The sequence below is a fragment of the Bacillus sp. FSL L8-0193 genome, from assembly GCF_037976065.1.
In the GTDB taxonomy this organism is placed as follows: domain Bacteria; phylum Bacillota; class Bacilli; order Bacillales; family Bacillaceae; genus Bacillus; species Bacillus paralicheniformis.
Genome location: NZ_CP150261.1, coordinates 1,824,578 through 1,836,790, shown reverse-complemented (window position 1 = coordinate 1,836,790; position 12,213 = coordinate 1,824,578). Strand labels below are relative to the sequence as shown.

8 protein-coding genes are annotated in these 12,213 nt (G+C 47.6%); all 8 read right to left on the bottom strand.

Annotated elements, in window-relative coordinates; genetic code table 11:
- Nucleotides 1-386: 386 nt before the first annotated feature.
- Nucleotides 387-4,703, bottom strand: a complete 4,317-nt coding sequence (locus MHH76_RS09270; RefSeq protein WP_020451423.1) for a PolC-type DNA polymerase III — start codon at nt 4,701-4,703, stop codon at nt 387-389.
- A gap of 87 nt (nt 4,704-4,790) precedes the next feature.
- Nucleotides 4,791-6,509 (bottom strand): proline--tRNA ligase, encoded by a 1,719-nt coding sequence (locus MHH76_RS09265; protein WP_025811401.1) that lies wholly within the window; start codon nt 6,507-6,509, stop codon nt 4,791-4,793.
- 108 nt (nt 6,510-6,617) lie between these two features.
- Nucleotides 6,618-7,883, bottom strand: a complete 1,266-nt coding sequence (rseP, locus tag MHH76_RS09260; RefSeq protein WP_096748095.1) for an RIP metalloprotease RseP — start codon at nt 7,881-7,883, stop codon at nt 6,618-6,620.
- 6 nt (nt 7,884-7,889) lie between these two features.
- The gene (dxr, locus tag MHH76_RS09255) at nt 7,890-9,041 is read right to left on the bottom strand and encodes a 1-deoxy-D-xylulose-5-phosphate reductoisomerase (RefSeq protein ID WP_025811397.1); all 1,152 of its coding nucleotides are present in this window, start codon (nt 9,039-9,041) and stop codon (nt 7,890-7,892) included.
- A gap of 46 nt (nt 9,042-9,087) precedes the next feature.
- Entirely contained in the window at nt 9,088-9,891 is an 804-nt protein-coding gene (locus tag MHH76_RS09250) for a phosphatidate cytidylyltransferase (protein WP_020451419.1), read from the bottom strand.
- Nucleotides 9,892-9,903: 12 nt separating this feature from the next.
- Nucleotides 9,904-10,686 carry an isoprenyl transferase gene (locus MHH76_RS09245; protein ID WP_020451418.1) on the bottom strand — a complete coding sequence of 261 codons (783 nt, stop codon included), beginning with the start codon at nt 10,684-10,686 and terminating at the stop codon, nt 9,904-9,906.
- Between the two features lie 129 nt (nt 10,687-10,815).
- The gene (gene frr, locus MHH76_RS09240; RefSeq protein ID WP_020451417.1) at nt 10,816-11,373 is read right to left on the bottom strand and encodes a ribosome recycling factor; all 558 of its coding nucleotides are present in this window, start codon (nt 11,371-11,373) and stop codon (nt 10,816-10,818) included.
- Between the two features lies 1 nt (nt 11,374).
- A complete protein-coding gene (pyrH, locus tag MHH76_RS09235; RefSeq protein WP_020451416.1) occupies nt 11,375-12,097 on the bottom strand; it encodes a UMP kinase in 723 nt (240 codons plus the stop codon).
- Between the last annotated feature and the right edge of the window lie 116 nt (nt 12,098-12,213).

Sequence of the window (12,213 nt, the reverse complement as noted above, 5' to 3'; positions counted from 1 at the left end):
TCCTTCTTCCTCATTTTGTTTTCCTTCAAAACAGCCGATGTTTACATGACACTCACCTCCTTTAGTGACGGACAAATGGTGTCTTTCGGTAAGCGGAGAAGAGACTGATTGAATTTTTGAAATTTGAAGATGTGCTGCAGATTCACGCAGGTTCAATGTTTGCCGGAGGAACGAAGAACTTTGTTTGTTTAATCAAGAAACTAACTTCTGTTCACTGAAAAAGTGAACTTCTTTATAGAATAATATCATTTTGAAAATATTAACATTAATGTATTTTTATTGTCAATCAATCTGACAAACTTTCCGCACTATACGCGCCTCTGAATCTTCGAAGAACGCGCTGGGTTAGAAAACAAAAAAGAGACTGCCGAATAAGTCGGCAGCCTTTAAAATAAAGACAGCTGGTTCTGATCTGGGAGCGACTCGAGACAGCCGTGGCGCTCCAAGTATTCCATGATCGTTTTTGACACCTTGCCTCTTTTTTGCAAATCTTCTTTGGAAAGAAATTCGCCTTCTTCCCTTGCTTTGACAATATTCAAAGCGGCGTTTGTTCCAAGCCCCGGTATTGAATTAAACGGCGGAATCAAGCTGTTTCCGTCAATGATGAATTCGGAAGCGCTCGATCTGTATAAGTCGACTTTTTGGAAAGAGAAGCCCCTTTCGCACATTTCAAGCGCCAGCTCAAGCACCGTGAGCAAACTTTTCTCTTTCGGAGAAGCGTCAAGGCCTTTAGAGTTGATGTCATCCATGACGGCTTTAATCGCTGTCGACCCTTTGATCATCGTTTCGATATCAAAGTCATCGGCCCGCACCGTAAAGTATGCTGCGTAGTAGAGCAGCGGATGATGGACTTTAAAATAAGCGATTCTGACCGCCATCAAAACATATGCCGCAGCGTGGGCTTTCGGGAACATGTATTTGATTTTTTTACACGAGTCGATATACCAGTCCGGAACATTATTATTCTTCATTTCTTCTTCCCATTCAGGTGTCAGTCCCTTACCTTTACGGACAAATTCCATAATCTTAAAGGCGAGGGATGGCTCAAGCCCCTGGTAGATTAAGTACACCATAATATCATCACGACAGCCGATCACTTCGCTCAGTTCACAAATATTATTGTGAATCAGCTCCTGCGCGTTGCCGAGCCATACGTCCGTACCGTGTGACAGGCCGGAAATCTGAACGAGCTCGGAAAATGTCGTCGGCTTGGTGTCTTCGAGCATCTGTCTGACAAAGCGGGTTCCAAATTCAGGGATGCCAAGCGTTCCGGTTTTACAGCCGATCTGCTCTTCGGTTACCCCTAAAGATTCTGTCCCTTGGAAAATTTTCATCACTTCGGGATCATCGGTCGGAATCGTCTTCGGATCAATCCCGCTCAGATCCTGGAGCATACGGATGACCGTCGGATCATCGTGTCCGAGAATATCCAGCTTCAGCAAGTTGTCGTGGATGGAATGAAAGTCAAAGTGCGTCGTCTTCCATTCGGAATCGGTGGCATCCGCCGGAAACTGGATTGGTGAAAAGTCGTAAATATCCATGTAATCAGGCACAACGATGATTCCGCCCGGGTGCTGCCCTGTCGTCCGCTTGACGCCTGTACAGCCTTGGACAAGGCGGTCGATTTCCGCCCCGCGCATATGCAAATTGTTGTCGTTAGCATACCCTTTGACATACCCGTAAGCCGTTTTTTCGGCGACTGTGCCGATCGTTCCCGCACGGTAGACGTTATCCTCTCCGAACAGGACTTTCGTATAGTTGTGGGCGTGCGGCTGATATTCGCCCGAGAAGTTCAAGTCGATATCAGGAACCTTGTCCCCTTTAAACCCCAGAAACGTCTCGAACGGTATGTCGTGGCCGTCTTTTCTGTAGGCCGCTCCACACTTCGGACAGTCTTTGTCAGGCAAATCAAATCCCGAACCGACCGATCCATCGTTGAAAAACTCGGAATGGCGGCAATCCGGACAGACGTAATGCGGCGGCAGCGGGTTGACCTCGGTAATTTCCGTCAATGTTGCGACAAGGGAAGAACCGACCGATCCCCTTGAACCGACAAGATAGCCGTCATCAAGGGAGCGTTTTACAAGCTTATGAGAGATCAGATAGATGACGGCGAATCCATGGCCGATAATGCTTTTCAGCTCTTTTTCGATCCGCTTTTCGACGATTTCCGGAAGGTCGTCGCCGTAAATGCTTTTTGCTTTCTCATAGCTCATGCGGCGGATTTCGTCATCTGCGCCTTCGATCTTCGGTGTGTAAAGATCGTCTTTGATCGGCTTGATTTCTTCGATTCGCTCGCTGATCAAACGGGTGTTCTTGACGACGATTTCTTTCGCTTTTTCCTCACCCAAAAATGAAAAGGCCTCAAGCATTTCATCCGTCGAACGGAAATGAACGTTCGGCAGTTCGTGCCTGTTGAGCGGATTTGCGCCGCCTTGTGAGGAAACCAGAATCTTGCGGTAAATTTTATCCTCAGGGTTCAGGTAATGAACATTCCCTGTTGCTACTACTGGAATATTCAGTTTCTCGCCGAGCTTTGTGATGTTGGCGATGATTTCTTTTAACGCTTTTTCATCCCTGACGAGTTCAAGCTGGAGCAGGTGCCGGTAGACTTCAGGCGGCATGACTTCAAGATAGTCATAAAATGAAGCGATGTCTTCGACCTCTTCCGGCGATTTCTGCATCATGCCTTCGAATACTTCGCCTTTGTCGCATGCCGAACCGATTAAAAGGCCTTCTCTGTACTTTTCAAGCTGTGACCTCGGGATCCTCGGCACCCTGTAAAAATAATGGATATGTGAAAGCGACACGAGTTTGAAAAGGTTTTTCAAACCTGTCTCATTGACTGCCAAAAGGGTCGCGTGATATGGCCTTGAACGCTGATAGGCATTGGACTGCCCCATATTTTCATTCAGCTGATCGTGGTACATGATATTTTTTTCGGCCGCGTCTTTCAGCATTTTCACAAGGAGATAGCCCGTCGCTTCGGTATCATAAATCGCCCTGTGGTGCTGGGTGAGCTCGATGTCAAACTTTTTACAAAGCGTATTCAGCCTGTGGTTTTTGAATTCCGGATAAAGAAAACGGCCCAGCTCAAGTGTGTCAATGACCGGGTTCTGCACTTTCTCCGAATTCAGCAGACGCTTGTAGGCGACATTGATGAAGCCGATGTCAAAGCTTGCATTGTGAGCGACAAGCGTGTGATCTCCGACCCATTCTTTAAAATCTCGGATGACCTCTTCGGCTTCAGGCGCATCTTTCAGCATATCATCGGTAATCCCAGTCAGCTCGATGATCGTAGCCGATAAAGGGCGATGCGGGTTTGCAAACCTTTCAAAGCGTTCGATAATCTCCCCGCCTTTTACTTTTACGGCGGCCAGCTCGATGATCGTATCATAGACGGCCGACAGCCCCGTCGTCTCGACGTCGAACACGACATATGTCTCCTCTTCAAGCAGGCGGTGCACCGGATTGTAGGCAATCGGCACGCCGTCGTCGACGAGGTTGGCTTCAAGTCCGTAGATCATTTTCACGCCATGCTTTTTGCTCGCCGCGAATGCATCAGGAAACGATTGGACAACAGCGTGATCAGTGAGCGCGATAGCCGGATGCCCCCATTTTTTCGCCTGTTCGACAAGCTTGCCGATACTTGATACGGCATCCATCTGGCTCATCGGTGAATGGAGGTGGAGCTCGACACGTTTTTCGTCCTCCGGTGCTGTATCCTCACGGGTTTTCCCTTTGATTTCATTGACATCGTTGGCGATCATCACCAAATCGCGGACGAATGTATCGTTTTGTATGCTTCCTCTAGCCTTTACCCACATCCCTTTTTTCAGGGACTTCATCAAAACAGCGTCCTCTTTTTCACGTGCGAACATTTTGACGAGAATGCTGTTTGTATAGTCGGTTATCTTAAAGATACAAAGCGTTCTGCCGCTTTTCAGCTCTCTTGTTTCAGCGTCGAATACATAGCCTTGCACCGTAATTCTCCGCTCTTCATCCATGATGCTGTCAAGCGTTCTGATCTCTTCAGAGTCTTTAATCTGGTAGCCGATCTGAAGAGGGCCTGACGGCGCTTCATCGTCTTGGGCTTCCTTATCCTGCTTTTCCATTTCGATTAAAGCCTGAAGGGCTCTCTCTTGATCTTCGGCCATTTTTTGCTCTCTGAATTTCTGAATCTCTTGATCTGACACAAAGATTTCTGTGTCGAGCTGGAGCTCAGGAAAACCGAATGTGCAGTAGCTTGACTGGATGAGCGAGCTGTATTTCTTTTTTAAAGCGGATGCTTCTGTATCTGTTTTCGTTTTAAGCAGGATTTTGTTCCCCGTAAGCTTGGGCTTTTGGTCGTTCAAAAGCGTCAAAATCGGCGGGGAAATACCATCGAGTTCCTGGATGCAGCGCGTCCAGTAATCCTGAACAAGCTGCTCGTCAATCGAAGGGTTTTCCGCCTCGATGGAACAGGTGACCTGAGCGATATGGGAAAAGGTGCGGGTCAGCTGGGTGTGAAACCGTTCGAAGATTTGATAAGGCAGGACATTTTTCAATTTAAAGTGAAAGTGCCATGTCTTCTTGTTTTTATGAACGGTCAGCTTTATGATTTGTCCGCCTTCAAGGTGACGGATCATCGTATCTTCCGTTACATTCAGCTGCTGCAGAAGAATTTGAAACTGTCTTCTGTTGACAGAAAGCTGGTCTTCCAAGACAGATTCCTCCCTAAAAGAAAATCATAATTGAAGGTACCTTGGGACGATTCCCGAGGTACCTTCCTTTACTCTAGTTTAACATCTTTAAGAGTGAGAAGATAAGCTCTTGACTTGTTTTTCGATAAAGTCCAAAAGCTCTTCAGCGGCGACTTCAAATGATTCTCCGGTTTTGCGGATCTTCACTTCGACAACGCCTTCATCAGCTCTTTTTCCGACCGTGATGCGGATCGGCAGACCGATCAAATCGGAATCTGCAAATTTAACGCCGGCCCGTTCAGCACGGTCATCAAACAATACGTCATAGCCGTTCGCTTTAAAATCTTCATACAGCTTTTCGGCAAGCTGAACCTGCGCGTCATTTTTCATGTTAAGCGCGAGGATGTGCAGGTCATACGGCGTCACTTCCAGCGGCCAGATCAAGCCTTTATCGTCATGATGCTGCTCAACGATGGCCGAAAGTGTCCGGGAAATCCCGATTCCATAGCAGCCCATCAGCATCGGCTGAGCGCGTCCGTTTTCGTCAAGGTATGTTGCGTCCATCGCTTCAGAATAGCGGGTGCCGAGTTTAAAAACTTGTCCGACTTCGATTCCTTTTGCAAAACGGATCGTTCCGTTTCCATCCGGTGAAGGGTCTCCTTCCTGGATCAAGCGGAGATCGGCGAATGTCACATTGTGCACATCCCGGCTGATATTCACGTTTTGATAATGGTAATCTGTTTTATTCGCTCCTGCTGCTGCGTTTGCCATCGCCTTCACAGCAAAGTCTGCAAAGATTTCGATTTCGCTGTCAAGCCCCACCGGTCCGACAAAGCCAGGCTCAGTACCTGTTATCTCAGCAACCTCTTCGGCGCTCGCGAATTCGATCGTTTCTGCTTGGAGCAGATTCTTCACCTTAATATCGTTGACTTCATGATCCCCTCTCGTCAACACGAGGACAAAACGTCCGTCTGCTTTCATGAGCATTGATTTCACGCAGTCTGACGGGGATATGCCAAGAAATGCGGCAACTTCTTCGATCGTTTTGACCGAAGGTGTGTGGACTTCCTGGAGCTCTTTCATTTCAGCCTTCTCGCCAGCACCGGCTTCCTTCACTTCAGCCATTTCGATGTTGGCAGCGTATGAAGACTGATCAGAATACGCAATTGTATCTTCACCGACATCGGACAATGCCATAAATTCATGGGTATCCTTTCCGCCCATCGCGCCTGAATCTGCAATGACCGGTCTGAAATTCAAGCCGCAGCGCGTAAACACATTCGTATACGCCTGGTACATATCATTGTACGTTTCATCAAGGCTTTCGGCGGAAGAATGGAAGGAATACGCATCCTTCATGATGAATTCCCGGCCTCTCAACAGACCGAAGCGCGGGCGCTTTTCATCGCGGAATTTCGATTGGATCTGGTAAAGGGTCAGCGGAAGGCGCTTGTACGATTTCACTTCATCTCTGACGATGCTTGTGATGACCTCTTCGTGTGTCGCGCCAAGGGCAAATTCGCGGCCGTGGCGGTCTTTCAGCCTCATGAGCTCAGGACCGTACGTGTACCATCTTCCCGATTCCTGCCAAGTTTCCGCCTGCTGGAGCGCAGGCATCAGCATTTCGACGGCATTGATTTTCTCCATTTCTTGGCGGACAATGCTCTGGATTTTATGAATGACTTTATTGGCAAGAGGCATATAGCTGTATACACCGCTTGTGTTTTGTCTGATAAACCCCGCTCTGAGAAGAAGCTGATGGCTTTTTGCTTCAGCATCAGTCGGTACTTCGCGGAGCGTAGGAATTAAAGTCCTGCTCTGTCTCATTCGTTCGCACCTCATTTGTTTCAGTTGGTTACTTTTTGAGTCGGGAACGGCGTCCCTAAAAAAGAGCCTTTTAAAAGGCTTGGCTGCACTTAAAAAAGGCAATTGGTTTTACAGAAATAAGCGCTGGATATCGTTCCATGTGACGACAAGCATTAAGAGCATCAAAAATGCGACGCCGACAAAGACGACAAACGCTTCTTTTTCTCGGTTGATCGGCTTTCCGCGGATCGCTTCAATAAACAGGAACAACAGTCTGCCGCCGTCCAGCGCAGGGATTGGCAGAAGGTTGACGATCCCGAGGTTAATGCTTAAAAATGCGGCCAGCTTCAGCAGATTGATAATGCCTGTCTTGGCCACTTGGTCTGTCATGTCATAAATGCCGACAGGACCTGCCAGCATGTCGATTGAGAATTGTCCCGTGACGAGCTTTCCGAGATTGGTCACGATGCTCTGCGCTACTGTCGCCGTTTCGGTCGCACCGTAGGAAATTGATGTCAGGATTCCTGTTTTCATCGGGTTGTAAGCGCCGAATCTGCCGACGGTTTCGTCCCCTGCCTTGACTGCTTCAGGTGTTACGTATTTCGTCACCTTGACGTTGTCGCGCATCACCACGATTTTCAGTTCTTTTTCAGGGTGTTCCTTGACCGTGTTGACAATATCCGTCCACGATCTCATGTTCTCCCCGTTGATCGTTTGAATGCGGTCTCCTTCCTGGAGTCCCGCTTCCGCCGCCCGTCCGTTGTCTATCAACTTGCCGAGCACCGGCTCGTCAGACGGCACTCCCTGCATCAGGCCGAGCATTACGAGAATGACATAAGCCAAAATAAAGTTCATGATCGGGCCGGCCGCAATCGCCTTTATACGCTGCCAAACCGTTTTTGAATGGAATTGGCGGTTGTAAGGAGCGATCTGGACTTCTTCCCCGTCTACGATGAAAAAGGACGTTTCACTGACAGAAAAGGATGAGAGATGATCTTCATTGCCGTGCTCATAGCCCGTAATCCTCATCTGATGCTCCAGGTCAGCCTGCTCCACTTCGATGACCAATGCGTCAGGATACTTTTCTTTTTGGTTGATAATGATCTTTTCGACTTTGTTTTCACTGTCGAACAACAGCCCGACCGTATAACCGGGCTTCACTTCAATCATCTCAGGATCTTCGCCGGCCATTCTGACAAAGCCGCCGATCGGAAGAAGCCTGATCGTATAAACGGTCTCATTTTTCTTAAACGAAAAGATTTTCGGACCGAAGCCGATAGCAAACTCCCGGCACAGTATTCCGGCTCTTTGAGCAAGGATGAGATGACCAAGCTCATGGAAAAATACGAGCGTTCCAAAAATAAGAATAAACGCGATCACAGTATTCACGAACATACCACCTTATGTGAGTAATGTTTGGACAAACTTTCTGGCGTCTTTGTCCACTTCACGGATCTCTTGAAGGCTCGGCTTTGCGATCACCTGATGGCGTTCCAAAGCTTTTTCAATGATGTCTTCAATCCTGAGAAAGGAAATCCTGCCTGAAAGAAATGCCGCAACGGCTTCCTCGTTGGCCGCGTTTAAAACAGTCGGCATTGTACCGCCTATTTTACCTGATTCATAAGCGAATTGTAAGCAGCGGAACCTTTCAAAATCAGCTTGGGCAAAATTCAGCTGTCCGACTTCCCAGAGTTCGAGTGATTTGGCTTCATCAAACGGCAGGCGTTCCGGATAGCTGAGCGCGTATTGAATCGGCACTCTCATATCAGGTGTGCCAAGCTGGGCGATGACGCTTCGGTCGTGGAATTCCACCATTGAATGAATGATGCTTTCTTTGTGAAGGAGGACATCGATCCGGTCATAAGGCAGATCAAACAGCCAGTGCGCTTCAATGACCTCGAGCCCTTTATTCATCATTGTAGCCGAATCGATCGTAATTTTTGCACCCATCGACCAATTTGGATGATTGAGAGCTTCTTCCACTGTGACGCCTTCAAGTTCCTGTCTTGTTCTGTCCCTGAAGCTGCCGCCTGAAGCCGTGACGATCAGCCGTTTAATATGCTTCGGATTTTCCCCCTGGAGCGCCTGGAAAATCGCAGAATGCTCGCTGTCGACTGGCAAGAGCGGGACATCGTATGTTTGGGCGTGTTCTTTCACTATATGACCGGCTGTCACGAGAGTTTCCTTATTTGCAAGCGCGACTGTTTTTTTATGCTCCATCGCCTTTAAAGTCGGCAGAAGACCGACGCTGCCGACGAGAGCATTGACGACGACATCCGCTTCCGGACTAACGGCCGCTTCGATTAAAGATTCCTCCCCGATCCCTGTTTTAAAGGTGTAAGAAAAAGAATGCTGTTTTAATGCTTCATATGTATGCTCATCCCCTACGGATACATACTTCGGTTTAAATGTTTCAATGATTTCTGCCGCTTTTTCGGCGTTTTTTCCGAAAGACATGGCGGTCAGCTGAAACTTATCGTCATGCGCTTTGATCACATCAAGCGTCTGTTCTCCTATGGAGCCTGTCGCCCCCAATAGACATATGTTCTTCAAAATTGCCGCACCTCTGTTTCTTTCTAGCTATCAGTACCCTTTTCTATCATAGCCCGAACGGCTGAAAAAGAACAAGCAGGAAGTATAGAACCGGCATGACAAATAAAAAGCTGTCAAAGCGGTCCAGCATTCCGCCGTGTCCCGGAAGGATCCGGCCCGAGTCTTTCACTTTGTAGTGTCTTTTGAACGCAGACTCGGCCAAATCGCCGATCTGACCGACGATTGATAAAAGCACGGTAATGATCAGCACAAACAGATAAGCGTGCGGAAAACCTGTGGCAGCCTGATAAATCGCGGAAAAAACGACCGCTGTCAAAATCCCGCCCCAAAAGCCTTCAACCGTTTTGTTAGGGCTGATTTCAGGCCAGAGCTTCCGCTTTCCAAACGCCTTTCCGATAAAATAAGCGCCGGAATCCGTTGACCAGACGACACCGATTGCAAAAAAGACGTAGCTGAGTCCGATGTTTCTGATTTCAATAAAGTAATAAAACCCGAATCCGATATAAACTGCTGCCAGCGCCACGAATGCCGCTTCGTCAAAAGTAAACGAGTTTTTGCTGAGCACCGTGTATGCCAAAAGCAAAAGGACGGCCAAAAAGACGACCTCCCCTTTGGTTATGCCCAGCCCCGCGTCTTCCGCATATTGGCTTGGATACAGCAAAACCGCCAAAAGCAGCAGGCTGATGATACCCGGAGCGCTGATAAGCTTCAGGCCTTTCATTCTTAAAAGTTCAAATAGAGCGAGTATACCTATTGCATAAACTAGCAGGGTGAACGGCAGTTTGCCGAAAATCACGAGCGGCAGAAAAACCGCTGCCGCGATCACACCCGTCAATATTCTCTGTTTCATCTGCACCATCCTCTAAATTCCGCCAAACCTTCTCCCGCGACGCTGATATTCTCCGATAGCCTGAAGCAAGTGAACGTCTTTAAAATCAGGCCACAATACATCGGTAAATAAAAATTCGCTGTAGGCAAGCTGCCAAAGCATGAAGTTGCTCAGCCTGATCTCGCCGCTTGTGCGAATCAGCAAATCAGGGTCCTGCAAAGCTTCTGTCATTAAATAATCGGAAAATAGCTTTTCGTCGATTTCCTCGGTATTCAATGTGCCTTTTTTCGCTTCTTCGGCAATTCTCTTTGCGGCTCTGACGATTTCTGCACGTCCCCCGTAATTCAATGCAAAATTAAGAATAAGTCCGTCATTGTTCTCCGTATCACGGATGGCTTTTTCAACCGCGCGGATCGTGTGGGGCGGCAGTCCTTCCCTATCGCCTGTCAAGCGGACCCGGACATTTTCTTCGACCAGCTCCGGGAGATACGTTCCCAGGAACTCTTCAGGCAGCTTCATCAGAAAGTCAACCTCAAACTTAGGACGCTTCCAATTTTCCGTCGAAAAGGCATACAGCGTCAACGCTTTGACACCGAGCTCATTGGCAAGCTTTGTCGTCTGTCTGACTACCTTCATGCCTTCGTGATGACCCGCGATGCGGGGCATCGCCCGTTTCTTTGCCCAACGGCCGTTTCCGTCCATTATAATGGCGATATGTTCAGGAATTTCTCCTTTTAAAATATTTTCTTTTGTGTAACATTCCATGTTGGAAGCAGCTGAATGCTGATTCTTCCAATTTTTGAGTATATTGAGCATGAGAGTCCTCCATCACCCAAAAGGTTGCTTTCCTGTTATATCGTTCTTGATAACAACAGTATTAACAAAAAAACCCCCTGTAAACATGAGAGGGTCTTTTCACTATTATCTATTGTACAGAGTTTTTCATTAAACTTCCATGATTTCTTTCTCTTTATCTTTTGTGATCTCATCAATTTTTGACACATATTCATCTGTCAGCTTTTGTACGTCTTCCGTTGAAGAGCGCAATTCATCCTCAGTCATTTCACCATTTTTCTCTAGTTTTTTCAGATCGTCATTGGCATCGCGGCGGATGTTGCGAACCGCGACTTTAGCATCTTCCGAATATTTTTTCACGAGCTTGGCAAGCTCTTTTCTGCGCTCCTCAGTTAGAGGAGGGATCGTGATCCGGATGATGTTGCCGTCGTTTGATGGAGTTATGCCGAGGTCGGCTTTTTGAATCGCTTTTTCAATATCGCCGAGCGCTGTTTTGTCATACGGTGTGATGAGAAGCATGCGCGCTTCCGGAACCGTAATGGACGCGATCTGGTTTAAAGGCGTCTGCGCTCCGTAGTATTCAACTGTCACTTTGTCCAGTAAAGACGGATTTGCACGTCCTGCACGTACAGTCGCCAATTCGCGCTGATAAGCGCCTATCGCTTTTTCCATCCGTTCTTTTGTTTCATTCATCACTTGAGTTGACACGTTATTTCCCCCTTACGATTGTACCGATTTGTTCGCCTAAAACGGCTTTTTTAATATTTCCTTCTTCCATAATAGAAAAGACGATCAGCGGGATGTCGTTATCCATACAAAGTGAAGAGGCGGTTGAATCCATGACGGCCAAACCGTCTTTTAACACATCGAGATAAGACAATTTTTCATATTTTACGGCTGTTTCGTCAGTTCGAGGATCGGCATTGTATACACCGTCGACATTATTTTTAGCCATTAAGATGACGTCGGCTTCGATTTCAGCCGCTCTGAGCGCTGCTGTCGTATCCGTTGAGAAGTATGGATTGCCTGTACCGGCAGCGAAGATGACGACGCGCTTCTTTTCAAGATGGCGAATCGCTTTTCTTCTTATGTATGGCTCAGCGACCTGCCGCATTTCGATGGATGTCTGAACTCTTGATTGAATGCCGAGCGTTTCAAGGCTGTCTTGCAGCGCAAGGGAATTCATGACCGTTGCAAGCATTCCCATGTAGTCCGCTGTTGCGCGGTCCATTCCGAGATCGCTGCCCGTTTTTCCGCGCCACAGGTTGCCGCCGCCGACGACGACTGCCACTTCAACATCAAGCTCGGCGATTTCTTTCACCTGTTTGGCGATGGACTGGATCACTGTCGGGTTGATGCCGTTTCCCTGTTCACCCGCAAGGGCTTCTCCGCTAAGCTTTAATACGATACGATTATACTTTGGTTTTTCCATATTAACCTCCAAGTGCATGCTTGCCGTTATTTATTATGCAAGAGAAAAAAAGGTTTGTAAACTGTTTTAAAAATAGGGACACAAATTGTGTCCCCTATTTTCTTTGAAAAGATCCT

Excerpts from the sequence above, each read along its gene's own strand:
- MHH76_RS09265 (WP_025811401.1), bottom strand. The coding sequence starts at position 6,509 with ATGAGACAGAGCAGGACTTTAATTCCTACGCTCCGCGAAGTACCGACT.
- rseP (WP_096748095.1), bottom strand. The coding sequence starts at position 7,883 with ATGTTCGTGAATACTGTGATCGCGTTTATTCTTATTTTTGGAACGCTC.
- MHH76_RS09250 (WP_020451419.1), bottom strand. The coding sequence starts at position 9,891 with ATGAAACAGAGAATATTGACGGGTGTGATCGCGGCAGCGGTTTTTCTG.
- MHH76_RS09245 (WP_020451418.1), bottom strand. The coding sequence starts at position 10,686 with ATGCTCAATATACTCAAAAATTGGAAGAATCAGCATTCAGCTGCTTCC.
- pyrH (WP_020451416.1), bottom strand. The coding sequence starts at position 12,097 with ATGGAAAAACCAAAGTATAATCGTATCGTATTAAAGCTTAGCGGAGAA.